General features: G+C 59.5%; 24 protein-coding genes. 9 read left to right on the top strand and 15 right to left on the bottom strand.

The window, feature by feature from the left end; genetic code table 11:
* Positions 1-136: 136 nt before the first annotated feature.
* The 3 genes from HWX34_RS14075 to HWX34_RS14085 form a co-directional block, all read right to left on the bottom strand.
* Complete coding sequence (locus HWX34_RS14075) at positions 137-2,086, bottom strand: methyl-accepting chemotaxis protein (protein ID WP_178972836.1); 1,950 nt, start codon at positions 2,084-2,086, stop codon at positions 137-139.
* 152 nt (positions 2,087-2,238) lie between these two features.
* Complete coding sequence (locus tag HWX34_RS14080) at positions 2,239-2,424, bottom strand: hypothetical protein (RefSeq protein WP_178972837.1); 186 nt, start codon at positions 2,422-2,424, stop codon at positions 2,239-2,241.
* Between the two features lie 71 nt (positions 2,425-2,495).
* Positions 2,496-5,312, bottom strand: a complete 2,817-nt coding sequence (locus HWX34_RS14085) for a valine--tRNA ligase (protein WP_178972838.1) — start codon at positions 5,310-5,312, stop codon at positions 2,496-2,498.
* Between the two features lie 175 nt (positions 5,313-5,487).
* Here HWX34_RS14085 and HWX34_RS14090 point away from each other — a divergent pair, with 175 nt between their 5' ends.
* Positions 5,488-6,759: a diguanylate cyclase gene (locus HWX34_RS14090; RefSeq protein WP_178972839.1), complete on the top strand. Its 1,272-nt coding sequence runs from the start codon at positions 5,488-5,490 to the stop codon at positions 6,757-6,759.
* Positions 6,760-6,852: 93 nt separating this feature from the next.
* Here HWX34_RS14090 and HWX34_RS14095 read toward each other — a convergent pair whose 3' ends face one another.
* Positions 6,853-7,188 carry an SMR family transporter gene (locus tag HWX34_RS14095; protein WP_178972840.1) on the bottom strand — a complete coding sequence of 112 codons (336 nt, stop codon included), beginning with the start codon at positions 7,186-7,188 and terminating at the stop codon, positions 6,853-6,855.
* Positions 7,189-7,204: 16 nt separating this feature from the next.
* Complete coding sequence (locus tag HWX34_RS14100) at positions 7,205-7,660, bottom strand: multidrug/biocide efflux PACE transporter (RefSeq protein WP_178972841.1); 456 nt, start codon at positions 7,658-7,660, stop codon at positions 7,205-7,207.
* A gap of 97 nt (positions 7,661-7,757) precedes the next feature.
* On the opposite strand from HWX34_RS14100, the gene HWX34_RS14105 reads away from it, so the two are divergent.
* Together HWX34_RS14105 and HWX34_RS14110 are read left to right on the top strand one after the other, a co-directional pair.
* Positions 7,758-8,618: a LysR family transcriptional regulator gene (locus HWX34_RS14105; RefSeq protein WP_178972842.1), complete on the top strand. Its 861-nt coding sequence runs from the start codon at positions 7,758-7,760 to the stop codon at positions 8,616-8,618.
* A 129-nt stretch (positions 8,619-8,747) separates the two neighbouring features.
* On the top strand, positions 8,748-9,452 hold the full coding sequence (locus HWX34_RS14110) for a glutathione S-transferase N-terminal domain-containing protein (RefSeq protein WP_178972843.1): 705 nt from the start codon (positions 8,748-8,750) through the stop codon (positions 9,450-9,452).
* A 42-nt stretch (positions 9,453-9,494) separates the two neighbouring features.
* Here the strand turns inward: HWX34_RS14110 and HWX34_RS14115 are convergent, their stop codons facing one another.
* On the bottom strand, positions 9,495-9,731 hold the full coding sequence (locus HWX34_RS14115) for a GlsB/YeaQ/YmgE family stress response membrane protein (RefSeq protein WP_178972844.1): 237 nt from the start codon (positions 9,729-9,731) through the stop codon (positions 9,495-9,497).
* A gap of 149 nt (positions 9,732-9,880) precedes the next feature.
* Positions 9,881-10,615, bottom strand: a complete 735-nt coding sequence (locus tag HWX34_RS14120) for a peptidylprolyl isomerase (protein WP_178972845.1) — start codon at positions 10,613-10,615, stop codon at positions 9,881-9,883.
* A 254-nt stretch (positions 10,616-10,869) separates the two neighbouring features.
* Between HWX34_RS14120 and HWX34_RS14125 the strand changes: the two genes are divergently transcribed.
* Positions 10,870-12,171: a ferric reductase-like transmembrane domain-containing protein gene (locus tag HWX34_RS14125; RefSeq protein WP_178972846.1), complete on the top strand. Its 1,302-nt coding sequence runs from the start codon at positions 10,870-10,872 to the stop codon at positions 12,169-12,171.
* A 13-nt stretch (positions 12,172-12,184) separates the two neighbouring features.
* On the opposite strand, the gene HWX34_RS14130 is transcribed toward HWX34_RS14125, so the two are convergent.
* The 3 genes from HWX34_RS14130 to coaBC all read right to left on the bottom strand — a co-directional run bounded on the left by HWX34_RS14130 (position 12,185) and on the right by coaBC (position 15,025).
* On the bottom strand, positions 12,185-13,168 hold the full coding sequence (locus tag HWX34_RS14130; protein ID WP_178972847.1) for a diguanylate cyclase domain-containing protein: 984 nt from the start codon (positions 13,166-13,168) through the stop codon (positions 12,185-12,187).
* Positions 13,169-13,315: 147 nt separating this feature from the next.
* Positions 13,316-13,768, bottom strand: a complete 453-nt coding sequence (gene dut, locus HWX34_RS14135) for a dUTP diphosphatase (protein ID WP_178972848.1) — start codon at positions 13,766-13,768, stop codon at positions 13,316-13,318.
* 78 nt (positions 13,769-13,846) lie between these two features.
* Positions 13,847-15,025, bottom strand: coding sequence for a bifunctional phosphopantothenoylcysteine decarboxylase/phosphopantothenate--cysteine ligase CoaBC (gene coaBC / locus HWX34_RS14140; protein ID WP_178972849.1), 1,179 nt, complete (start codon positions 15,023-15,025; stop codon positions 13,847-13,849).
* Between the two features lie 170 nt (positions 15,026-15,195).
* Between coaBC and radC the strand changes: the two genes are divergently transcribed.
* The 3 genes from radC to HWX34_RS14155 all read left to right on the top strand — a co-directional run bounded on the left by radC (position 15,196) and on the right by HWX34_RS14155 (position 16,772).
* Positions 15,196-15,870: a DNA repair protein RadC gene (gene radC, locus HWX34_RS14145; RefSeq protein ID WP_178972850.1), complete on the top strand. Its 675-nt coding sequence runs from the start codon at positions 15,196-15,198 to the stop codon at positions 15,868-15,870.
* 118 nt (positions 15,871-15,988) lie between these two features.
* Entirely contained in the window at positions 15,989-16,240 is a 252-nt protein-coding gene (locus HWX34_RS14150) for a hypothetical protein (RefSeq protein WP_178972851.1), read from the top strand.
* 157 nt (positions 16,241-16,397) lie between these two features.
* Positions 16,398-16,772: an oxidoreductase gene (locus tag HWX34_RS14155; protein ID WP_178972852.1), complete on the top strand. Its 375-nt coding sequence runs from the start codon at positions 16,398-16,400 to the stop codon at positions 16,770-16,772.
* A gap of 80 nt (positions 16,773-16,852) precedes the next feature.
* Here the strand turns inward: HWX34_RS14155 and HWX34_RS14160 are convergent, their stop codons facing one another.
* From HWX34_RS14160 to HWX34_RS14175, 4 genes are all read right to left on the bottom strand, one after another.
* The gene (locus HWX34_RS14160) at positions 16,853-17,461 is read right to left on the bottom strand and encodes a 3'-5' exonuclease (RefSeq protein WP_178972853.1); all 609 of its coding nucleotides are present in this window, start codon (positions 17,459-17,461) and stop codon (positions 16,853-16,855) included.
* Positions 17,461-19,266: a putative nucleotidyltransferase substrate binding domain-containing protein gene (locus tag HWX34_RS14165; RefSeq protein WP_178972854.1), complete on the bottom strand. Its 1,806-nt coding sequence runs from the start codon at positions 19,264-19,266 to the stop codon at positions 17,461-17,463. The genes HWX34_RS14160 and HWX34_RS14165 overlap by 1 nt, the downstream gene beginning before the upstream one ends.
* Before the next feature lie 138 nt (positions 19,267-19,404).
* Positions 19,405-20,181 (bottom strand): class II glutamine amidotransferase, encoded by a 777-nt coding sequence (locus tag HWX34_RS14170; protein WP_178972855.1) that lies wholly within the window; start codon positions 20,179-20,181, stop codon positions 19,405-19,407.
* Positions 20,182-20,358: 177 nt separating this feature from the next.
* Positions 20,359-21,816, bottom strand: a complete 1,458-nt coding sequence (locus HWX34_RS14175; RefSeq protein ID WP_178972856.1) for a PLP-dependent aminotransferase family protein — start codon at positions 21,814-21,816, stop codon at positions 20,359-20,361.
* 240 nt (positions 21,817-22,056) lie between these two features.
* On the opposite strand from HWX34_RS14175, the gene HWX34_RS14180 reads away from it, so the two are divergent.
* Together HWX34_RS14180 and gltX are read left to right on the top strand one after the other, a co-directional pair.
* Positions 22,057-22,689: a LysE family translocator gene (locus HWX34_RS14180; protein ID WP_178972857.1), complete on the top strand. Its 633-nt coding sequence runs from the start codon at positions 22,057-22,059 to the stop codon at positions 22,687-22,689.
* 128 nt (positions 22,690-22,817) lie between these two features.
* Positions 22,818-24,206 (top strand): glutamate--tRNA ligase, encoded by a 1,389-nt coding sequence (gene gltX / locus HWX34_RS14185; protein WP_178972859.1) that lies wholly within the window; start codon positions 22,818-22,820, stop codon positions 24,204-24,206.
* 68 nt (positions 24,207-24,274) lie between these two features.
* Here gltX and HWX34_RS14190 read toward each other — a convergent pair.
* Positions 24,275-25,270: amino acid permease (locus tag HWX34_RS14190; RefSeq protein WP_178972858.1), on the bottom strand; the 996-nt coding region annotated here is incomplete at its 5' end.

The raw sequence follows: 25,270 nt of genomic DNA on the forward strand, positions 1-25,270 counted from the left end.
CTAAAGGAATGGCGCGGAAAGTGTCAGCCATGTACTCGTACACTTGAACATGCCGCACACAAAAAGCCCACCATCCGGTGGGCTTTTACCACTTGTCCGTGACAAGCCTGGCGTGGCTTGCCATTGCGTAAACCCGCTACACCGAAAACTTCCCGGCCAGTTGCGTCAATTGCGATGACAGGGTTTTCAAGCGGTGGACGGTTTCGCTGGAGCTTTGCACCACCCGGCTGTTTTCTTCCGACATGCGTGCCACTTGCTCCACATTCCGCGCGATGTCCTGGCTGGTCTGGCTTTGTTCGCTCAGGCGGGCGCGGATATCGGCCACGGCCACGCAGGCCTGGTCAATCTGGGTGCGGATGGCATCCATGACTTCATGCGCTTCCACGGCTTTGTTTTGTCCGCTTTCCACCGAACCACGGCTATGGCTCATATGCCCAGCCACATGCAGGGTTGTGCCCTGGATTTCCTGCACGATGCTGGTGATTTCGGTGGTGGAGTGGGCGGTGCGTTCCGCCAGTTTGCGAACCTCGTCCGCCACCACGGCAAAGCCACGCCCGGCCTCGCCAGCGCGGGCGGCTTCAATGGCGGCGTTCAGGGCCAGCAGATTGGTTTGGTCGGCCACTTCGTGAATCACATCCACAATGGTCACAATGGATTCGGACTGACGGGTGAGCTTGTCGATGGTGCCGGCCACTTCATTGATGGAGGAAACAATGCTGCTCATGCTGTGGCCGGCATCGCCTATCACTTCCACCCCGGTGAAGGACTGGCTGACTGCATTGCGGGTGAGCAGGTCTGCCTGTGCCGAGCGTTCGGCGCTCACCGACAGGCTGGTGCTCAGTTGTTCTACCGCCGCGGCCATGTCCGAGGCTGCGTCGTGCTGTTTTTCACTTCCCACTGACAAATTGCGCGCACTGCTGGCCACTTCGCTGGCTGTTTCATCCAGCTGGTGCGAGGTGGCAATCAGGCTGCTGACTGTTTCGTGCAGTTTGTTGCGCATGGTGCGTATCTCGGCCAGCAGGCTGTCTGCTGCTTCATCACGCAAGTGGATGTCGGTATCCAGCCTGCCGCTGGCAATTTGTTGCACCACTTTTTGTACGTAGAACGGGTCGCCGCCCAATTGCATGGTGATGGACATGTACAGGGTGACAAACAGGTAGGCGGACAGCAGCAGGGTGAACAAGGCGCAGGCCATGTAGATGTTGCGCTGGAGCAAAATGTGCCCCAGCCGCACATGCAGCAAGGATTCCAGCTGATCCAGCGCGACCTGCTGCAGCGCCTGTACGTGCTGTATGGTGCCGTCTTGCAGGCCGCCGGTTTGTACGGTGGCACCGCTCAGGGCTTTGTCCAGTTGCACGCCATTGGCTTTGGCCTGGGTAAGCAGTTGTTCCTGCCCGCTGGCCAGTACGGTTTTCAGGCCGGGGTTGTAGGCGATGGCTTTGGCTAGGTCGTCTTGCATGCCGGAGAGTGCGTCATCCAGCAGGATGCGCAGTTCCACGGCAACATCGTGGTCCTTGGCGCCAAGCGGCTGGCTGCCGGCCCGTTCCAGCAGGGCATTGCCACGGGTGGCGCGAATCAGCCAGTTGGGCCATTTGACGGTGAGCGTGTCCATCAGATAGTAAGTGTCGATATCCGGGTCCAGCGTCAGGTTGGATTGATCGCTCACCCGGCCGATATGTTGATTCAGGCTGTCACTCAGCTTGTCCAGGTTGTCGGTGCTGGGGCTGGTTTTGACGGCCTGCCAGGCGGCATTCAAACCATTCCAGCTGCTGTCCACTGCCAGTTGCGCGCCAATGCCGGTTTGCACGGCATGCACCGCTGCCCAGGCCTGCTCCAGATTCGCCGCGCGTGCTTGCCCCTTCTCTGCCAATACCCGTTGCTGCTGGATTTGCGTCAGCAAGGCCATGGTGGGTTTCAGGTATTGCGTGCCTATCAGTTCCTTGCTGGAGAAGTCGGCATTGTCCTGATTGCTGCGGTACAGCCCGTAAGTCAGGTAAATCAGCGCAATGGCAAATACGGCACCAATGATGGCAAAGCGGCTGGGGTAACGCATGCGCCGCATGGCTTTGGCAACGATCTGGAACATGGCTCTCTCGCTAAAGTCCGGGGTGGTGATGCTTGATTCGGGTTGTGCAATGCCTTTATCGGGCTGAATGCGCGCTGTTCATGCCAATCATTTTTTTATCAGGGCGGCTTAGTGAAGACGTGATGATGTGTAGTTTTGTTAGGAGCCCCTGGCTAAATAAAACAGTGCAATGCTGCATTGGCTGATTTGATTTTTTGTATTGCAGCATTTTTCCAGCATAGGAAAGATTGCAAAAGAATGCCCGGATTGCGCAGTTTTTCTGTTATTTGTTTAAATGGGTAAATACAGTTTGTAGCTTGATTGACAAGTGGGCCGCGCTGGCGGATGCGCCATTTCATTGTCCTTGCTGCGGTAGCGTGGCATAAAAAAAGCCCACCAGATGGTGGGCTTTTGTGTGGGTGAGAGGTAATCAGGCCAGCTTGGCCAGCTGCACTTTCACCTTGTCCATCTTGTCGTTCAGCTCGGCCAGTTGCGCCTTGTCGCGCTCCACCAGATGCGCCGGGGCCTTGTCTACATAGCCCGGCTTTTCCAGCTTGGCGGTCAGCTTGGCCAGTTCGGCGTCCAGCTTGCCCAGTTCCTTGGTGAGGCGGGCGGTTTCGGCGGCCTTGTCCACTTCCACCTTCAGCATCAGGCGGGCGTTGCCGGACATGGCCACCGGCGCGTCGTCAGCCGGCAGGGTGGCGACGATACTGCCTTCGGTCAAACGAGCCAGCAACTTCAGATAGGGAATGAAATCCGCTACCGAAGCATCGCTGGTTTCAATGAACAGCGGGGCTTTCACCGCCGGGCCGATGCCCATTTCACCACGCAGGTTGCGCACCGCGTTCACCATGTCCTTAAAGGCATCCATGCGGGCATTGGCCTCGGCATTGATCTTCTCCGGCACGGCTACCGGCCATTGCGCCAGCATGATGGAGTCGGTCTTCTTGGCATTGGCCAGCGGGGCGACCGTCTGCCACAGCTCTTCGGTGATGAAGGGCATCAGCGGGTGGGTCAGGCGCAGGGCGACTTCTAGCACGCGCACGATGGTGCGGCGGGTGGCGCGTTGCTGGGCTTCATTGCCGTTTTGCAGCTGTACCTTGGCCAGTTCCACATACCAGTCGCAGTACTCGTTCCAGATGAACTCGTAAATCACCTGGGCGGCCAGGTCGAAGCGGTAGGTTTCCAGCGCATTGGTGACGTCGGCTTCGGCCTGTTGCAGGCGGCCGATGATCCACTGGTCGACAAAGCTGAATTCCAGCGGCAGGCTTTCATCCTGACCGCAGTCCTTGCCTTCCACGTTCATCATCACGAAGCGGGTGGCGTTCCACAGCTTGTTGCAGAAGTTGCGGTAGCCTTCGGCGCGCTTGAAGTCGAAGTTGACGCTGCGGCCCAGGGTGGCGTAGCTGGCCATGGTGAAACGCAGGGCGTCGGTACCATAGGCCGGAATGCCTTCCGGGAACAGCTTTTCGGTGGCCTTGGCAATGGCCGGCGCCTTTTCCGGGCGACGCAGGCCGGTGGTGCGTTTTTCCACCAGCGGTTCCAGCGCGATGCCGTCGATCAGGTCCACCGGGTCAATCACATTGCCCTCGGACTTGGACATCTTTTTGCCTTCGTGGTCGCGCACCATGCCGTGGATGTACACGTCGCGGAACGGCACCTTGCCGGTGAAGTGCTTGGTCATCATGATCATCCGGGCAACCCAGAAGAAGATGATTTCATAACCGGTCACCAGCACATTGGAGGTGACAAAGGCGTTCAGTTCCGGCGTTTCTTCCGGCCAGCCCAGGGTGGAGAAGGGCACCAGGGCGGAGGAGAACCAGGTGTCCAGCACGTCCTGTTCACGGCGCAGCGTCTTGCCCGGGGCCTTGGCCTGGGCTTCGGCTTCGCTGCGGGCAACCACGATGTTGCCGTCTTCGTCGTACCAGGCCGGAATCTGGTGGCCCCACCACAGCTGGCGGCTGATACACCAGTCCTGGATGTTCTTCATCCACTGGTTGTAGGTGTTGACCCAGTTTTCCGGGATGAAGCGCACTTCGCCGGATTCCACGGCTTCGATGGCTTTCTGGGCGATGGACTGGCCGGTAGCGTCGCCTTCGCCCACCTTGCTCATGGCCACGAACCACTGGTCGGTCAGCAAGGGTTCGATGACGGTGCCGGTACGGTCGCCGCGCGGCACCATCAGCTTGTGCGGTTTGGTGTCCAGCAGCAGGCCCTGGGTTTGCAGGTCGGCCAGCATGGCCTTGCGGGCGTCTTGGGTGCTCAGGCCGGCGTAGGCGGCTGGCAGTTCGATGCTGCCCTGGGCGCTGCCGTCAAAGCCGAAGATTTGCGCCTTGGCCAGAATGGTGGCGTCCAGGCTCATCACATTGATGAGCTGGGTGTTGTGGCGCTTGCCCACTTCGTAGTCGTTGAAGTCGTGCGCCGGGGTGATCTTGACGAAGCCGGTGCCGAATTCCTTGTCCACATAGCTGTCGGCAATCACCGGAATGGTGCGGCCGGTCAGCGGCAGTTCCAGCTGTTTGCCCAGCAGGTGCTGGTAGCGTTCGTCTTCCGGGTTGATGGCCACGGCCACGTCGCCCAGCAGGGTTTCCGGGCGGGTGGTGGCAACGGTGACAAACTCGTCGCTCCCCACCACCGGGTATTTGATATGCCACATGTGGCCGTCTTCTTCCTCGGAAATGACTTCGAGGTCGGAGATGGCGGTGCCCAGTTTGGCGTCCCAGTTGGACAGACGCTTGCCACGGTAGATCAGGCCTTGTTCGAACAGGCGCACGAACACTTCGGTCACCACCTCGGCGCGCACGTCGTCCATGGTGAAGTATTCACGGCTCCAGTCCACCGAGCAGCCCACACGGCGCATCTGGCTGGTGATGGTGCCGCCGGATTTTTCTTTCCATTCCCACACTTTGGCGGTAAAGGCTTCGCGGCCCATGTCGTGGCGGTTGATGCCTTGCTCGGCCAGTTGGCGTTCCACCACGATCTGGGTGGCGATACCGGCGTGGTCGGTGCCGGGAATCCATACCGTGTTGTCGCCCTTCATGCGGTAGTAGCGCGTCAGGCCATCCATGATGGTCTGGTTGAAGGCGTGGCCCATGTGCAGGGTGCCGGTGACGTTAGGCGGCGGCAGCTGGATGGCGAAGGACGGCTTGGTGGTGTCCATGCTCGGCTTGAAGTAGCCGGCTTGTTCCCATTGTTGGTACCAGCGGCGTTCGATATCGCCCGGTTCAAAGCTCTTGGCAAGTTCCATGGTGGTGAATGGTGCGTCTTATGCTGAAAAAATGGGTCGATTATACCCTTTTTTGCGGTGTTCTCCGAGGCACTCCTCGCTGACGCCTGCTTGTCGGTTTAATCCAAGCGTTACTGACATAAAGGCTGGCTTCGTCAATAATGCAGACAACTTTCTTGATAGACAGTAATTCATTATGAGTAGCGTTGCGCCCCGGATTCTTGTGATTGAAGACAGCCTGATGCTGATCCGCCCACTGTGCCGTCTGGTCAACAAGCAGGGCTTTACCGCCGTGCCGGTCACCAGCCTGGCCGAAGTGCGCCAGGCGCTGGCTGAGGATTCACGTTTCATGGCTGCGGTGGCGGATTACTGCTTGCCGGATGCCCCCAATGGCGAGGTATTGCCCTTGTTGCTGGAAAACCGCATTCCCACTGTGGTGCTGACCGCCAACAGCGATACCCAAACACGTGAGCGTGTACTGTGCATGCCGGTGGTGGACTACATTCCCAAGGAAAGTCCTTCTGCTTTTGAATACGTGATGAAGATGCTGCGGCGCATTCGTCTGAATCCCGGCATCAAGGTACTGGTGGTGGACGATTCGCAGGCGGTGCGGCAGTTCTTGCGCATGCAGCTGGAGCGTCATCTGTATCAGGTGCTGGAAGCGGTGGACGCGGAACAGGCACTGGCGCTGTTGCGCCGGGAAAGTGATATCCGGCTGATTCTGACCGACCACGACATGCCGGGCATGGACGGGGTGCGCATGACCAGCACGGTGCGGCGCTTTATGGACCATACCCGCTTGGCCATCATCGGTATTTCCGGCAGCCAGGACCCCACCATGACCGCCCGCTTCATCAAGGCCGGGGCCGATGACTATCTGCAAAAGCCCTTCAATTACGAAGAATTCTTCTGCCGCGTCACGCGCAATGTGGAATTCGTGGAAAACCTGCAAGCGCTGCAGGAGTCCGCCAACAAGGATCACCTGTCCGGTCTGTCCAACCGGCGACACTTTTTTGAACAGGCCAACAGCCTGCGTCAGCACATTGGCGTGGCGGTACTGGACATCGACTTGTTCAAGCGTATCAACGACAGCTATGGCCATGATGTGGGCGACCGGGTGATCTGCCAGACGGCGCGCTTGCTGGAGTCGTTTTTTCCGGACGACATCATTGCCCGTTTCGGGGGCGAAGAATTTGTCATTCTCTGTCAGCAAGTCAATGTGCCGGTCATGCTGGCACAGCTGGACAAATTGCGCCGGGCGCTGGGCAATCTGGCCGTTACCACCCCGCAAGGTGATTTGCGCTTTACCGTCAGTATCGGCATGGCGGCCATGGAGGAGGGCGATCTGAACACCTTGCTCAAACAAGCGGACAACTTCCTGTATCAGGCCAAGCATGGCGGGCGTAATCAGCTGTGTGGCGGCATGGTGGGCATGGCGCAGGGGCCGTCGCCAGGCTCGCCGATCTGAGCAGATGGGCTGCCTGTCGCAGCCCGGTGCGTATCCATACACAACGCGCTCAGCAAAACAGCATCGCGCTGCATCTGTTTTTCTTAATCGTGCTTAATGGACGGCCGAGCGGGAAAATAGGTTCAGCACCAGCACCCCGCCAATAATCATGGCCATACCGATGATGGCAGGCAGGTCCAGCTTCTGGCCGTACAGCTGCCAGGCCACGACAGATACCAGTACGATGCCCGCGCCAGACCAGATGGCATACACCACCCCCACCGGCACGTGACGCAAGGTCAGCGACAGCATGTACAGCGACAGCATGTAACCGGCGGCGGTCAGCAGCGACGGGCCAAGGCGGGTAAAGCCTTCGGTCAGTTTCATGGATGAGGTGGCCACCACTTCAGCCACAATGGCAATGCTCAGGAAAATCCAGGCGTTGTTCATCTCGGTCTCCCTTGGTTTATTTGCTTTGTGTGGCGACAGTTTGCCTGCCCTGCCTGACACGCTGACGTAGCCGGTCATAGGCCAGGTTGAAGACATAGGTGTAAGGCAGGAAGAAAGCGAAAAAGCCCAGGTCCAGCAACAGGGCCTGCCATAGCGACACCTGCAGCCACCATGCGGCCAGTGGCACCAGCATCACCACCAGCCCGCCTTCAAACAGCACGGCATGTGCGCTACGTACCCACACTGTGCGCTTGAGGCCCCAGTGTCGTTCCGCGCGCTCGAACAGCGCGTTGAACAGCATGTTGAACAGCATGGCCACGCAGGACATCATCAGCGCCAGCACACCCATCTGCCCCATACCGCTGCCGGTCAGCAGGGCGGCCAGCGGCACCAGCATCACCATGGCGCAGACTTCGTACAACACGGCATGCAAGATGCGTTCGCTCAGGTGTTTGTTGTGGCTGGCAGACATGGTGCTGTCCTTTTCGGTGGTGGTATCGGGTGATTCGGGTGACATTGTGATTGGTTTGTCGGATAGTTAAAAAATAAAATCCATCGGAGAATCCGATATGTCCTGGTCGCTAGATGCCATCGCTGCTTTCAGTGCTGCGGCAGAGCTGGGTTCGTTTTCTGCTGCCGCACGCCGCCTGGGCAAGAGCCAGTCCACCATCAGCGAGGCCATTGCCAACCTGGAAATCGACCTGGGCGTCAGCCTGTTCGAGCGCAGCGGGCGGCAGCCGGTACTCACCGCAGCCGGGCAGCAATTGCTCAGCCATGCTCGCCAGTTGCTGGAAGCAGGCGATGCCCTGAGCCGGGTGGCCGGGCTATTGGCGGGCGGGCTGGAGCCGCGGCTCACCATTGTGTTGTCCGACACCTTTCAGTCCGAATCACTGGAGCAGATGCTGCGTTTGTTCGAGCAGCAATTCCCGGCGCTGGAGCTGGAAACGCTGGTCGCCGAAAAAGAGGACGTGATCGACCTGGTGGAAAGCGGCCGTGCCCAGCTGGGCTTTGTTTCCGGGTTGGCGCGCTATCCGGCAGATATCGGTTATTACCCGATGCCGGATGCCAGCCAGAGCAGCTTGTATGTCAGCAGTCATCATCCATTGGCGGGTCTGCCCAGTGTGAGTCGCGAGCAACTGGCTGCCGAGCGCGAGCTGCGGCTCAATACCTATTACGGCCCGCCCAGCGCCACGCTCAGTGCGCGTTGCTGGTCTGCCCCCAGTTATTTGTTGTTACTGGAAATGACGCGGCTGGGCTTTGGCTGGTCCGAGCTGCCCAGCTGGCTTGCCGTCAACTTTGGCGGGGATGAGCTGGCCGAACTGAAAGTGGCCGGTTGGCCCAAGGCGGTGCAGGTGGATCTGGTATGGTCGCAAGCACGCCAGCCGGGACGGGCGGCGGCCTGGGTGCTGGCGCAGTTGATGGGCGTTTGATCAGCCAGCAAAACACTGCGTTCTGCCGATTGTTCTTGAGCTGCTCCATTTTGCCCATACCATGCAAGAAGGTATGTTTCCCTTTGCAGCTGTCCGGTTAGCCCGGCTGGCTTTTACCAAGGCACACTCATGACTGATTTGTCCTCTTTCGCCATCACCGGCAAGTGGCCGGCCCATCATCCGGACCGTCTGCAACTGTATTCGCTGCCCACGCCCAATGGGGTGAAGGTGTCCATCATGCTGGAGGAGTGCGGCCTGCCGTATGAGGCGCATCTTGTGAGTTTCGACAGCAACGACCAGTTCAGTCCGGAATTCCTGTCACTTAATCCGAATAACAAGATTCCGGCCATCCTCGACCCCAACGGGCCGGGTGACAAACCGCTGGCCTTGTTCGAATCCGGTGCCATCTTGCTGTATCTGGCGGAAAAAACCGGTCGCTTCCTGCCCGCTGACGCGGGACTGCGCTATGAAACCATCCAGTGGCTGATGTTCCAGATGGGTGGGATTGGCCCGATGTTTGGCCAGCTGGGTTTCTTCCACAAGTTTGCCGGCAAGGATATCGAGGACAAGCGCCCGCGCGATCGCTATGTGGCGGAGTCGCGCCGCCTGCTTGGCGTGCTGGATGCCCGCCTGAAAGGGCGTAACTGGATCATGGGTGATGACTACACCATTGCCGACATGGCCATCCTGCCGTGGGTGCGTAATCTGGTGCAGTTTTATGGCGCGGGCGAGCTGGTAGGCTATGCCGATTTTGTCGAAGTGCAGCGCGTGCTGGAAGCCTTCCTGGCGCGTCCGGCGGTGCAAGCCGGGCTGAACCAGCCACCGCGTGGCTGATGCTGTTTGGCGGGCCGGCAGTCGGCTGGCCCGCTGATGGCTTTATATTCGCTTGATCAGGCGTACCACCAGCAAAAGTACGCTGGCTCCGGCAGTGGCCATGATGATGTGGCCCAGCATGCCGTGGACGCTCAGTCCCAGCACACCAAACAGATAGCCGCCGATGTAGGCGCCGATGATGCCGATCAGCATGTCGCCCAGCAGTCCGAAGCCTTCTCCCTTGATCAGCAAGCCTGCCAGCCATCCGGCCACAATGCCGACAATCAAAAACCAGAACATGTGCATGGGTGTGTCCTTTTGTTGCCGAAGCGGTGTTAGTGCTACGGGTTTTGTTTGAAACAGTTATCTGTTTTTGTTTAATTATCGGGTAATACAAAGCCGGGCAAGCCCGGCTTTGTCTGCATGCAGCTAGCTGTGAGGCGGCTGCCTTACAGTGCCGGCATGCTGTAGCCTTCGATCTTGGCCTCTTGTACCAGGCCAGCCAGGTATTCGTGCATGGCCTTGTTGCCGGCCATCTGGGTCAGGTATTGCTGCAGACGCTGTTTGATGTCGTCAAAGCTGATCTGACCTCCTTGGGTACGCTCGTTTACCTGGATGATGTGGTAGCCGAACTGGGTTTGCACCAGGTTCGGGGTGATCTGGCCGGCGTCGGTGCTGAATACCGCTTGTTCGAATTCCGGCACCATCTGGCCGCGACCGAATTGGCCCAGGCTGCCGCCTTGCTGGCCGGACGGGCAGGTGGAGTGCTCACGGGCCAGGTCGGCAAAGCGGGAAGGGTTGGCTTGTACTTCGGCCAGCACGCCTTCGGCCTTGGATTTGGCCAGCATATTGCCCAGTTCGTCGCCGCCACCCAGCGGGAACAGGATGTGGCTGGCTACAGCGGATTCGCCGCTGGCGAAACGTTCCGGGTATTCGTCGTAGAAGGCGCGGCAGGTAGCTTCGTCCACCGGTTCTACCTGGATTTCCTTTTCCAGCAGGGCACCAATGGCTGCATTCGGGTTGGCAGCGTCCAAGCCTTCGGCCTTGGCTTTTTGCAGCAGCAGTTCACGCAGTACCAGTTCCTGGATGGTGGCATCGCGCGGGTTGGGCGCATCTGCGTGGTTTTCCTGTTCTGCTTGCACCATGGCTTCAGTGATTTCGACGCCGTTTACGGTAATGGCCATGAGATTTTCCTGTTCGGGGAGGGTAAGTGAGACGCTGCAAAGTATACGGCGCGCTAAAGGTGGGAATTAAATGGGGCTGCCGGGGTGGATGTCAATAGCGTTGCATGGGTCGGTGCTGGTTTTATGCTGATTTGTGAATATTTGTTAAGGCAATCGGGCAGATTATCAATCAGCAACATTTCAGCAGGCAGGCGACAACTCTGTGCAAAGCCGGCTTAGTTAAATGTCCTGAATCTTATTTTCGGGGCGATATCGTGAAATCATTCCGCTGGACAAGCTACCTGCTGGCTGCGGCCATGTTGCTGACCGCACTGGCCTTTGTGCTGTGTCACGCGCTGTATATTCCCTGGCCGGACAATTATTTTGCCTGGCGCCATGAGCTGATGCTGCTGAGCGGCGTGGAGCTGATCATGCTGATGTCGCTGGGTATGCTATTGGGTATTCGACCGCTGTGGCTGGAAAAGCTGTGGGGTGGGCTGGACAAGATGTACCGCCTGCACCGTCGGCTGGGCATTGCGGCTGGCCTGATGCTGGCGGGCCACTGGTTGCTGGATTTGTCACCGCGCTGGTTGATGCAACTGGGCTGGCTTGCTCCGCGCCACAAGCCGTTTCATCCGCATGTGTTTTCCTGGACCGGTCTGGCCAAGCAGGTGGGGGAATGGGCAGCCTGGGTGATTCTGGGCCTGGTGATCATTGCCTTGCTGCGCATGGTGCCCTACGGCTTCTGGCGCAAATTGCACCGTCTGTTTGCCCCGGTCTACCTGATGGGGGTGTTCCACAGTGTCATCCTTACTCCGCAGGCCTTCTGGTGGACACCGCTGGGCTGGGGGCTGGCCATCGCCATGCTGGCTGGCGTGTTTGCCGCGCTGGCCTCACTGCAAGGTAAAACCGGCAGTCTGCAGCGTTATGGTGGCAGCATTACCGGCCTGCGTTCATTGCCGGGCAATATGCTGGAAGTGAGTTGTCTGCTGCCGCGCTGGCCTGGGCATCAGGCCGGGCAGTTTGCCTTGCTGCGCCTCGATGCAAAAGAAGGGGCGCACCCGTTCACCATTGCTTCGGCCTGGCCGGGGCATGGCGAGCTGCGCTTTGTCATCAAGGCGCTGGGCGACTATACCGCCAGCCTGGCTGGCCGCCTGCAAGTGGGGATGACTGTCGAGGTGGAGGGGCCGTATGGTGGCTTTACCGGTGCCGTGGATGGACAGCCGCTGGAGGGCCCGCAAGTGTGGGTGGCCGGTGGCGTGGGGGTGACGCCGTTTCTGGCCTGGTTGCAGGCAGCATGGCGGCCGCTGACAGTGCCAGTGGATTTTTATTACTGTGTGCGTCATGCGGCGGAAGCTGCCGCGCTGGATGAAATTCGCGCAGCATGCCGCCAGCTGGGTATTCGTTTGCATGTGCTGGAGAGTGACAAGGGGCAGCGCCTGAATGCCGCTGCCTTGCCTGCGGCCAGTGATGTCTGGTTTTGTGGTCCGGAAGGCTTGGGCCGCAGCTTGCAGCAGCAACTGGCCGGGCGGGCTGTTCCGCCACGCTTTCACCACGAGGCATTCTCGCTGCGTTAATGCCGCCAGCCCTTCAGAACAGGTCGATGTCGCCACTGGCGACTTCGGCCTCGCTCACCATTCCCTGTTGTTGCAGGGCTTCAAACTGGTTTACCTGATTGCGGCCATTGGTTTTGGAGTAGTACAGCGCCTTGTCGGCACGTTCTATCACCTGGGCTGGCACCATGCAGCTTCCCAGTCTGGCAAAGCCGATACTGACTGTGACCTGGCCCACTTGCGGGAAGGGCTGGGTGGCAATGCGGGTGCAGAAACCTTCCAGAATGGCCTGGGCTTTTTCGTCACTGACAGCGCAAAACAGAATGGCGAATTCCTCGCCACCATAGCGGTACAGACCGTCATCTTCGCCAAAGAATTGCTGCATGCGTTGTGCCAGCATCAGCAGTACTTCGTCACCGATGATGTGGCCATAGCCATCATTCACTTGCTTGAAGTGGTCGATGTCCAGCAAGGCCAGATAGGGTAGTCGTGGGGTACTGGCTTGCTGCTGGGCCACCTGGTCAAACAGCTGGTTGTCAAACTTGCGACGGTTGAACAGGCCGGTGAGGGTGTCACTGTCCGAAGCGTGCAGCAGGTTGAGGAAGTTTTCATGGATACGGGCCAGCGCCAGCAGCAAGGTGTGATCCACCCGGGCCCCGGCATGCGGTGTAATCATCAGCACCGCCACCACCTGATTGGCCTGGTACAGCGGCAGGCACAGGCCAGTGTCGGTGGAATAGACGTCCTGCCGTTCATCCTGTTGCAGCAGGATGCGCAGCATTTTGGCGCCGGGCAGGGTCCATGGCTGGGCTTGCTGCGGTAGCTCGTCCAGGCTATCCAGCTGGATGCGCCACCAGGGGTGGCCGTCTATCCAGCGGCAGTTGTATAAGGCGACCGTGCAATCCTTCAGCAGCTCGCGCAAGGTGGTGAGCAGGCTGATTTCCAGCGTGCGGCGCTCGCGCTGTGCGGTTAGCGCCACCAGGCTGTCGAGGATATCCGGCAAGGGTGGGGCGGATGTCATGTTCGGTGTGGTGGAGCTGCGCATATCCTGTGAGGCAACATTTGCTGCATTTGGGTTCATTCATGACAAATGTTGACCCAGTATAGATATCCATGGCCGTTTATGCCATGAAGAGGGCCGTTCAGAAACTGACCGGCCCTCTGTCAATCAACTGCGACCGGTACTGCCAAAGCCGCCTTCACCGCGTTCGGACTGGTCGAAGTCATCTACCAGATTGAACTGCACCTGCACCACCGGCACGATGATCATCTGGGCAATGCGTTCCAGAGGGGTCAGGTGAAAGGGGGTGTGCCCCCGGTTCCATACCGAAACGAAGAGCTGGCCCTGATAGTCGGAGTCGATCAGCCCCACCAGATTACCCAGCACGATGCCGTGCTTGTGGCCCAGGCCGGAGCGCGGCAGGATCATGGCCGCCAGTTTGGGGTCGGCAATGTGAATGGCCATGCCGGTGGGCACCAGTTGGGTTTCACCCGGTGCAATCAGCAAGTCCTTGTCAATGGCAGCCCTGAGGTCCAGGCCGGCAGAGCCGGGCGTGGCGTAATCGGGCAGGTTGTCGTGCAGGCGCGGGTCCAGCACTTTGACGTCTACAACAGGTTTCATGATGGTATTCCTGCGAATGAAATGGGCAGGCAGGCCGTAGCGGCCTGCCTTGGGGCAAGGTCGGATTGTGATTGCGACTTAACGAGGCAGCAGACGGGTCAGATGCTCGACAATGGCCCGGGCCACGGCAGGCTTGGGCATGTCCGGCAGCGCATGCTCACCGGCATCGTCCAGCAGCACAACCTGGTTGCTGTCCGCACCCATGGCGTGTTGCGCCAGATTGGCCACCAGCAGCGGTAGCCGCTTTTTCTTGCGTTTGCTCTCGGCAAATTCCAGCAGGTTCTGGCTTTCAGCAGCAAAGCCGACACAGAACGGGGCTGCCGGCAGGCTGGCTACCGTGGCCAGAATGTCCGGGTTTTCTTCCAGTTCGATCACCGGCAGACCTGCGTTTTTCTTGATCTTGTGTTCCGAGCGGTTTTTCACCCGGTAGTCAGCCACGGCGGCCACGCTGATGAAAATATCTGCGCTGCCGACGGTCTGCATCACGCTATCGTGCATTTCCCGTGCACTGTCGACATTGATGCGGGTCAGCCCCAACGGCGCGGACATGCCGGTGGGGCCGGAAATCAGCGTCACCTCCGCGCCGGCATCGCGGCAGGCGCGTGCCAGCGCATAGCCCATTTTCCCGGAGCTGATATTGGTGATGCCGCGCACGGTATCGATGGCTTCATAGGTGGGGCCTGCGGTCAGCACCACTTTCTTGCCAGTCAGGGTTTTGGCGACAAAAAAGCCTTCCAGCATTTCGGCAAGGGCTTCCGGCTCCAGCATGCGGCCTTCGCCCACTTCACCGCAGGCTTGTTCACCGCTGTCCGGTCCCCAAACCGCCACCCCGTCCGCCTTAAGCTGAGCGACATTGCGCTGGGTGGGCGGGTTTTGCCACATCTGGCGATTCATCGCCGGGGCGACGATCAGCGGACAGGTCCGGGCGGCGGCCAGGGTGGAAATCAGGTCATCGCTCACCCCGTGGGCCAGCTTGTACAACAGGTTGGTGCTGGCCGGGGCAATCAGGAAGGCATCGGCCCGGCGTGACAGTTCGATATGCGCCATCGCATTGTCCGGTCGCGGGTCCCACAGGCTGGTGTAAACCGCGTGGCCTGACAATGCCTGAAAAGTAACCGGCGTGACAAAACGGGTGGCGGACTCGGTCATCACCACCTCCACCGTATGACCGGCCTTGACCAGCAGGCGGGTGAGTTCGGCTGCTTTGTAGGCGGCAATACCGCCGCTCACACCTAGCAGGATGCGTCGGGCTGTCATGGCTGTCTTGAAGGAATGTGCAATAAAGAGCGCATTTTAGCGGAAATCGGCCAAGGTCGCGCAGCGCTTTGCAACTGGCCCTTGGCCAGCGCTGAGAAGTACCCGGACATGGATATGATGTTTGCTCACTGCCTGCAAACAGGCTATAGCCAAAGTAAGGAAGATGATTGATGTCAATTAATGATTGGCCCTTGGCAGAACGACCGCGCGAAAAACTGCTGGCCCGTGGCGCGGCTGCGCTATCCGACGCCGAGTTGCTGGCCATCTTCCTGCGCACCGGCATCAAGGGTAGGACGGCGGTGGATATGGCCAGGCAGTTGCTGGCCGAGTTTGGCTCGCTGGCCGCCTTGCTGAATTGTGATTTGGCCGCGTTTGAGCGCTGTCCGGGGCTTGGGGCAGCTAAATACGCCCAGTTGATGGCCAGCAAGGAACTGGCACGCCGCGCGCTGGCCGAAGAAATGAACCTGAGTGATGCGCTGAGCAGCCCGGATGCAGTGAAAGACTATCTGCGCTGGGTGATAGGCCGGCGTGACATTGAAGTGTTTGTGGTGTTGTTTCTCACTGCACAGCACCGCGTGATTACCGTAGAGGAGGTGGCAAGCGGCACCTTGACCGAAACCAGGGTCTACCCGCGCGAAGTGGCGCGTCGCTGCCTGCAGCACAATGCGGCTGCGGTGATCGTGGCGCACAACCACCCCTCCGGGGTGGCGGAACCTTCGGCGGCAGACCGGGCGCTGACCGGCAGTCTGACGCAAACCCTTGCTTTGGTGGACTGCTGTTTGCTGGATCATTTTGTGGTAACGGGCAGCCAGGCGGTGTCGTTCGCCGAGCGTGGCTGGCTGTGATGAAGGATGCGTACTGATGCTGCATCAGCCTGACAGTGCTGTGGCGGCAAACGGTTGCATCTTGCAGGTGACTGTCGGCTGTGACCTTGTCTCTCAACTGCATCACACGGAGGTTGCCATGAACATCCTGCGCTTGCTCAATGAGTCTGATTACATTCAGGTCAACAACCAGTTCATCAAACCCGATCAACACGGCGCTTCGGAAGAATTTGCCGACGAAGACGACATCGTGCTGGAAGCGCATGTCGATGGCCAGAACCTGGTCCTGACGCTGGGCGAGCTGGAAGACGCTACGCCGCTGGCGGATGGTGGATTCTGGCTGGAGGGTGTGGGCTATCTGCGCTTTCTGTCACGACAGAGCCTGCATTAAGTCTGCTGGCTGCGGGCATGGCCGGTGGGGGTGGCAAGGGTTTTTCTGCTGGTCTGCTTGCTGTTTGATTTGTCTCAAATCCGGGTTCGAGGTCAGCTGCTAGAGTATGCGCTCTTATTCTAAGGGCATATTTTAGCTGCCTGGCTTCGAGGGTGAAATGGAAAAATACCGAATCGGCATGATTGGTGCCGGTGTCACTGGCACGCCTTTGTTGCGGCAGTTGCTGGATGCGCCGTTTGTTGAGATGGTGGGTGTGGCTGATCTGGATCTGCGTCTGCCTGGTATCACGCTGGCGCGCGAGCGCGGTGTTCCCGTAACCAGCAATTTCATCGAGATTGCCGAGCAGGGCGATCAGGTGGACATCATCATCGATGTCACCGGTTCGCGTAAGGTGCGGGAAGATTTGCGTCGTTTCATGCAGTTTTCCGGTAATACACATACCGTGATCGTGCATGAGCGCATTGCCTTGCTGATGATGTCGCTGGGCGCAGGCAAGCAAGTAGAAACCCAGCACGAGGAAATGGGCTACTGAGCCTGCGTTTACAGCAGGCGCGCAAGACAAAACCCGGCTTCGGCCGGGTTTTTTGCATTTTTATCGCGCATGATTGCCTATCAAGCAAAACCACGCTGCTGCAAGGCCAGATACAACATGCCGGCGGTAATGGCGTCGTTCAGGGCATCGTGACGTGGCAAGGCCGGCACTTGCAGGTCGGCAATCAGCTCGGCCAGGCGCAGGTCGATATAGGCTCCGGGGTTTTGCTTGAACTTGTAGTCGTAATAGCGGCTGGAGACTTCGATTTGCCGATTTGGCAGGCTGATGCCGGTAATACCGCGCACGTATTTGTTGAGCACCGCCACATCGTATTCCAGGTAATAGCCCACCAGCGGGCGGCCACCAATGAAGTCCAGCAATTGTCGTACCGCGTCGTCGGCGTCCAGCCCTTCCGACACATCCATAGGCCGCAGCCCGTGAATGCTGATATTGCGGCTTTCCAGTTTGCGCGTGGGTTTGACCAGCACATAAAAAGACTGGCTGGACAGGATGCGGTTGCCGCGCAGTTTTACCGCGCCAATCGACAACAGCTCGGCTTCCTGCACTTTCAGGCTGGTGGTTTCGCAGTCCACGCTCACTACTTCCTGCGTGTTGTCGACAAACAGGCTGGCATAGCGCGGGTCTTTCAGCATGCGGCGCTGCCACTGGCGCTTGAGATTGCCCAGCATCAGAAGCTCCCCAGGCGGAAGTGATGACGCAATTGGGTGCGGAATTTCTTCACCACAGCCAGGGCGTCTTTCAGCAGATCGCGTTCCAGTGTGGATAGCTGATCCGGTTCAATCTGGTTGCCCGGCAGTTTGCCCAGCGACAGCTGCTGCAAACCCTGGCTCAGCTTGAGGGTGAGCAGGAAGGATAGCGATTCGGCAATTTCAATGGCCAGTTCCTTGTCCAGATGTCCGGCTTCGGCCAGGGCGTGCAGCCGGTCGAAGGTGTTGCACTGGCTGATTCCATGTTCCAGCGAAAGCGAGCGCACACCATGCACCAGCGGGAAGATGCCGCCTTTTTTCAGGTCCAGCATGGCCTTGCCGTTACGCTCTTTGGTCAGCAAATGGGAAAACAGGCCCAGCGGGGTGTCGAATTGCTCGATGGCGCGGGCAAAACGCGAGAAAAAGCTGGCATCGTCGCGTAGCTGTTGCAGCAAATAGGCATGGCTGCGTTCCAGCAGGCTGGCATCGCCGGCGACGGCTTCGGCGTCCACATAAATGGCCAGGTTCATGAGTGCAGCACCATCCGGCTGGTACACCCATTGGTGAATCTGTTGTTGCAGCTGGCTTTCGGTCAGTCGCCAGGCCGCATTGTTGACCATGATCTGGCCCTGGCAGGGCGGGTAGCCGAAGCGGGCCAGTGCGGCGGAAAAGGCTGCGCAGATGGCGGGCAGTTCCGGGTGGTTGAAGCCGTTGCGCAGGATCAGCGCATTGTCCTGATCGGTCTTGAGGATTTGCTCGCCTCGGCCTTCCGAACCCATTACCAGCAGGCAGCTGTTGTCTTGCACGTCCACCGGGGCCAATAACTGCCAGGTGCGGGAGAACAGCCGCGCATTGAGGGTTTGTACCAGCCGCCCCAGTTGCGGTGCTTTTACGCCATGGCTGAACAGGATTTGCACCAGACGGGTGATCTGTCCGGCGATTTCCGCCAGTTCGTCCAGCGTGTCGGCACGTTCCAGCCGCTGCGCAATCAGGTGCGAGTGGTTGGAGAAGTAGGACAGGATGTCCACCTGCGACAAGATGCCGATGGCGTCACCATTGTCGGTGACCACCAGGCGGCGGATATTGCGCCGGGTCATGATCAGCAGGGCGTTGAACAGGAAGTCGCCCACGTCCACGGTCAGCAGTTCGAAGCGGCACAGCGTGGTCAGAGGCGTGCTGCCGGGAACTTCGTTCAGCACGATGTCGCGAAAATCGGTGGTGGTGAAAATGCCCAGCTTGCCTTCATGGCGTACCAGTACCGATTTGACCTTCTTGTCCTTCATCACCCGCGCGGCTTCGCGCACGCTGGTGCTGCCATCCACGAAAACCGGGGTGCGGCTGCCCACATCGCGCACGGTGGCGGTGAGCAGGGTTTGCAGTTCGCGGTTGCCGGCACGCTGCGCCATGCTGCCGAATTTCTCCGACACACTGGCATAAAAGTAGGCGCCAAAACGCGGGTTCTGCTCGGTCAGTGCCATTACCACATCGCGCGGCAGGGTGTAGAGCAGGGCTTCTTCATGTACCACAAAGCGGTGTGGGGTTTGCCCGGCTACCATGGCACGGGCATCGAAGGTGTCGCGTTCGCGGTAGAGGGTGATGACTTCGTCGCCTGCCATTTCGCGCACGCTGCCCTTGAGTACCACATACAGGGCATCCACCTTGTCGCTGGGGCCGAGCAGGCATTCTTCCTCGGCAAAAAACTGGATGTCGGCATGTTTTTCCAGCGTTTGCTGTTCGCTGGGCGTCAGCGTGTCGAAGGGTGGATGGCTGAAGTCAAAACGGCTCATGATGTCTCTCCGGTGGCGCTATTTTTATCCATCTTGCAGAAGTGGCCTTTCAAACAGCATAACGCGGAAGTGACGGGCCGCAAACGAAAAAGCCGTTTCCACTGGAAACGGCCGAGCGTTGGGGCAAGCCTCTTATCTTCAAGTAGCGCTGGTGAGCAGCGGTGCGCCGTCACGAAACAACAACAGCTGGCCGGGCTGTAGCTGGGTCCAGCTTTCGTTGTCGGTCAGCGGCTGGGTAGCCACCACGGCCACGCGGTCGTACGGCGTGGTGAGGGTAGAAAAATCCACGGTGACATCGTCGTCCACCAGGTGGGCCTTGTTGAATGGGGCCTGGCGGATGATGTAGTGCAGATTGGTGGCGCAGTGGGCAAACAGCACTTCGCCATTGCTCAGCATGAAGTTGAGCACGCCATGCTGGCGGATTTCACCAGCCAGCCGGTCGATTTCGGCAAACAGCTCATCCAGCTGCGGTGCACTGCACCACTTGCTGCGCAGCTGCTCCATAAGGTAGCAAAACGCGCGTTCCGAATCGGTGGTGCCAACCGGGTTGAAGTGGCAGCCGGCTTCGGGCTGGAAGGTTTTCAGGTCGCCATTGTGGGCGAAAATCCAGTATTGCCCCCACATCTCGCGCATGAAGGGGTGGGTATTGGCCAGGTTGACCTCGCCCTGGGTGGCCTTGCGGATGTGGGCGATGACGTTTTGCGACTTGATCGGGTAATTGCGTACCAGATGGGCGACGGCGGATTCCACCGACGGTTTGTCATCCAGAAAGATGCGGCAGCCTTTGCCTTCAAAAAAAGCAATGCCCCAGCCATCGGCATGGTGGTCGGTAAGACCGCCACGGCGGTGGAAGCCTTCAAAGGAAAACAGGATGTCTGTAGGGGTGTTGCAATTCATGCCTAATAGCTGGCACATGGGGTCATCACTCGCTGCTATGGGGTGTTTCGGGGGTGTCAACCGGGCTGCCATGGCGTCCGGAGTGTTCCGAGCATAGTCGATTCATCCCGCAGCGACAATTGTCCGACACCGGGACGGGCAGCTTAGCCACGCTGCTGGCAACAGGCTCTGATCAGGATCAGACTTGCTGAGGGGTCAGTCCCTCAGTGTCACCAAGCCGTTTTCTCCCAGGTTGGCCCCCATGTCGGAGGCCAGTTCGCCGACCCGTACCAGGGCCCGTTCATAGGCTTCGTTCCAGGGGTAGCAACAGGACAGGCGCAGGCAGTTGCGGTAGCGGCCCCGCGCCGAATACATCACCCCTGGCACCACGGTAATGCGCTCGGCCAGTGCAGCGTGAAACAGCTCCAGCGTATCGACGCCTGCGGGTAGTTCCACCCACAGCAGGCAGCCGCCGGAGGGCAGGGTGGCGCGGGTGCCCTGGGGAAAGTGGCTGGCCACCGTGCCGCGCAGCCTTTCCATCTGGCTCATGAAGTGGCGGCGGATCAGCCGCAAATGGTGGTCGTAACCGCCACTTTCCAGATATTCGGCCAGGGTTTCTTCCAGCAGCCGTGGCTGCCCCAGCGAGCTGGCACATTTCAGTTGCAACACTTCGCGGGCAAAGCGCCCAGCAGCAATCCAGCCTATGCGAAAGCCCGGTGCCAGGGTCTTGCTGTAGCTGGAGCACAGCAGCACCCAGCCATCGCGATCGAAGGCCTTGACCGCGTCCGGCGTCTGGCTGCCGTAGTGCAGGTCGGCATGCGGGGCGTCTTCAATCAGCGGAACGCGGTAGTCGTTCACCAGCCGGGCCAGCCTTTGCTTGGCTTCCGGCGGCATGGTGCTGCCCAGCGGATTATGCACGGTGGGCATGGCCACGATGGCTTGCAGCCGATGTTCGGACAGCAGCAGTTCCAGTGCATCCAGCGACAGCCCGCTATTGGGGTGGGTGGGGATTTCGATCACCGACAGGCCCAGGCTTTTGAGCAAGGGCAGCAGGTAAAAATAGGTGGGCGATTCCAGCCCCACCGTATCGCCTGGCTTGCATACGGCGCGCAGGGCCAGTTGCAATGCTTCGGAACAGCCATTGGTGATGACGATATCGTCCGGTGCCAGCACGCAGCCCCAACTGACGGCGCGCTGGGCAATCTGGCGGCGCAAGCGGGCCGAACCAGGCGGGAAGGGGTAGTCGGTGGTCAGTTCCGGTTGCTGGCGCAAGAGCCGCCCCATGATGTGCTTGAAGCGGGTGGTGGGGTAGAAGTCGCTGCCGCGCGGGCTGGCCAGGGACAGGTCGATGAAGTCGGCTGAGGTTTGTACCCGCATCACCGCTTCGATATGGTCCACCACCTCGCCGGTAGGCGCAGCCTCGCTCTGGCGGCGCATGCGTGGCAGCGGCAGGCTGGCGGCGGCTTTGACATAAAAGCCGGACTGCGGCCTGGCTTCGATGAAGCCGCGGTCTTCCAGTGTGCGGTAGGCCAGCAGGATGGTGGAGGGGCTGACCTTGTGGATATCACAGGCCTTGCGCACAGAAGGCAGCCGTTCGCCAGCCTGCATCACGCCGTTCTGGATCAGCGTGATCCATTCATTGACCAGCTGCTGGTAGAGCGGCTCCTGATTCATGGTTGTTTCCTTGGGCGGCGGACGGCTGTCCGGCACAGTTTTAGGCAAAGTGGACCATAACAGTTTTGAGATTGCATAACTGTTATGGTCTCAATTGTATTTTTCTGAATCTGTTATTGTCCAGTCACTTTACGTACCATGACCGCATCAAAAACATGGTGCGGTGGCAGGATTTGCCTGTCGGGCCACAAGCCGGAATACGGCAAGCCTGTCCACCGCCAGTACTGCTCTGGAGTTGTCATGAATCTTGTCGCCCTGGTCACCTATCTGTTGGTGATGTCCATTACCCCCGGCCCCAACAACCTGGTGTTGGCCTCGTCCGGCGTCAATTATGGCTTTAGCCGCACGCTGCCGGCCTTGCTGGGCATGGCGCTGGGACTGGCTGTGCAAATCGGCCTGATGACGGTATTCCTGGGACAGGTGGCAGGGCTGATCACTAGCGTGCAGCTGTATCTGGCACTGGCCGGTTGCAGTTACCTGTTGTGGCTGTCCTGGGGCATGGCGCGGGCTGGCGCAGTGGACAAGGCGGATGGCGCGGCGGCGCCGATGGGTTTTAGTGGCGGCTTGCTGTTCAACTGGCTCAACCCCAAGGTGTGGCTGATGGGTTTCAATATTGCGGTGGTGTTCTTGCCCAAGCACATGGACCCGCTGGCTGCCGGCCTGTTGTTTGCCCTCATCACCTTTGCCGTGGGCCTGCCTTGCATTGCGCTGTGGGCGGGGAGTGGCGTGGCTATCCGCCGCTGGCTGGCCTCGCCACGGCGCTTGCGTGCCTTCAACTGCGGCATGGCCGCCATGCTGGCCGGTACGGCGTTCTGGCTGATGGCGCAGATGCTGCCTGCCTATGTGTTGCCGGTGGTCAGCGCGCTGATCTGATTTGTTTCCCGGCCCCTCTCTGATCTGGTAAGCGAGAGGGTCTGGTCAATAATCTGAGCCCGCATTTGCGGGCTGTTTTGTTGACGGCGTACAATAGCGCCTTTCTTCATCCGGCTGGACCTCATTCCATCATGATCCGTACCCGCTTTGCCCCCAGCCCCACCGGCTATCTGCATATTGGTGGCGTGCGTACCGCACTCTTTTCCTGGGCTTATGCCCGCAAGAACAACGGCGTTTTCGTGCTGCGCATCGAGGACACCGACCTTGAACGCTCCACGCCGGAGTCGGTCAAGGCCATCATGGACGGCATGCACTGGGTAGGCCTGGATTATGACGAAGGTCCGTTCTACCAGACCCAGCGTTTCGACCGCTACAAGGAAGTCATCCAGCAACTGCTGGAATCCGGCCATGCTTACCGCTGCTATTGCAGCAAGGACGAGCTGGAAGCCATGCGCGCCGAGCAGGAAGCCAACGGTGAAAAGCCGCGTTACGACCGCCGCTGGCGTCCGGAAGAGGGCAAGACCCTGCCGGCCATTCCGGCCGACGTGCAGCCGGTCATCCGCTTCCGCACCCCGCTGGACGGCACCGTCGCCTGGGACGACGCGGTGAAGGGCCGTATCGAGTTCTCCAATACCGAGCTGGACGATCTGATCATCGCCCGCCCGGATGGCAGCCCGACCTATAACTTCTGCGTGGTGGTGGACGACTGGGACATGCAGATCACCCATGTGATTCGCGGTGACGACCACGTCAACAACACCCCGCGCCAGATCAACATCCTGAAGGCGCTGAATGCGCCGCTGCCGGTGTATGGCCATCTGCCGATGATCCTGAATGAGGACGGCCAGAAGATGTCCAAGCGCCGCGACGCGGTGAGCGTGGTGGACTACGCTGACAAGGGCATCCTGCCGGAAGCGCTGCTCAACTACCTGGCCCGTCTGGGCTGGGGCCATGGCGATGACGAATTCTTCGACATGCAGCAGTTTGTCGAGTGGTTCAGCCTGGAAGCGGTCAGCGCCTCGGCCAGCCGTTTCAATCAGGAAAAATTCCTGTGGCTGAATGCCCAGCACATCAAGGCTGCTGACAACAGCCGTCTGGCTGCGCTGATTGCGCCGCGTCTGGCTGCCGCCGGTGTGGATACCAGCAGCGGTCCGGCCATCGAAGACGTGATCGCACTGGTAAAAGAACGTGTGCAAGACCTGAACGCGCTGGCAGTGGAAGTGGATTACTTCTACAAGAAGCGTGAAGCCGCTGCGGCCGATGTTGAAAAGCACCTGGCTGGCGATGCCGTGGCTCGCATGGGCCGCTTTGCCGACAAGCTGGCAGCGCTGGATAGCTGGACGGCAGAAAGCATCCATGAGCTGTTCAAGCCCTTCTGCGCTGAAGAAGGCATCAAGATGGGCCAGCTGGGCATGCCGCTGCGCGTGCTGGTGTGTGGCACCACCCAGACCCCGTCGGTGGATGCGGTACTGGCGGTGATCGGCAAGGAAGAAGTGCTGCGCCGCCTGCGTGCCTGAGCGGTTTTACTGACGCTCAAGTCAAAAAAGCCACCCTGCTGGGTGGCTTTTTGCATGCTGGCGCTGGTTTATGATCGTGGCGGCCGCACAAAGCGGTACAGCACAAGCAGCAGCAACAGGAAGGGCAGGCCGAAGGCCAGCGTCAGGCGGAAGACATCGGTCAGCGCCGTGGTCAGCAGAATGGCCAGCATCAGCCCCAGGCCCAGCAGGGTGGAAACCGGAAAGCCGGGCAGGCGGAAAGCCAGCGGTTTGGCGCCGTGGCGCTGGTGATGACGGCGGAAATACCAGTGGGTGAGGAAGATCATCATCCAGGTAAACAGTGCGCCAAACATCGACAGCGACATCATCAGGGTGAATGCCTGGCCGGGGAACAGCACGAACAGCAAGGTAGCCAGGGCAATGCCGCTGGTGGACAGCAGCAGGGCATTGAGCGGAATGCCGTTGTGATTGAGCTTGCCCAGGCTGGCGGGGGCATCGCCTGCGCGTGACAGGCTGAACATCATGCGGGTGGTGATATAGAGCTGGCTGTTCATGGCCGACAGTGCCGCCACAATGACGACGAAGTTGAGGATGCCCGCCGCATAGGGAATGTCCAGCACCTGCATCACGGTGACGAGGGGGCTGCTGCCCTTGCCCAGGCCATCCCAGGGCACGATGGCCAGAATCAGCGTCAGCGACAAGACGTAAAACACCAGCAGGCGCACGATGGTGGCGCGAAAGGCGTGGCGCACCGCCTGTTCCGGGTGTTCGGCTTCACCCGCTGCCACCGCGATCATTTTCACGCTCAGATAGCTGAAGATGGAGATCACCACCGCCACCCACATTCCCCACCAGCCGTGCGGGAAAAAACCGCCATGACTGGTGAAGTTCTGCGTGCCATAAGCCGGGTTGCCGCTGCCCCACACCACGTAGCTACCCAGCAGGATGAAGCCGACGATGGCAAAGATCTTGATGGCGGAAAACCAGTATTCGACCGTGCCAAAGGCTTTGACGCTCATGGCATTGACACCGATCAGCACACCGGAGAACAACACGATCCAGATCCACGATGGTGTGTTGGGGAA

Source organism: Aquitalea sp. LB_tupeE (assembly GCF_013391415.1).
In the GTDB taxonomy this organism is placed as follows: domain Bacteria; phylum Pseudomonadota; class Gammaproteobacteria; order Burkholderiales; family Chromobacteriaceae; genus Aquitalea.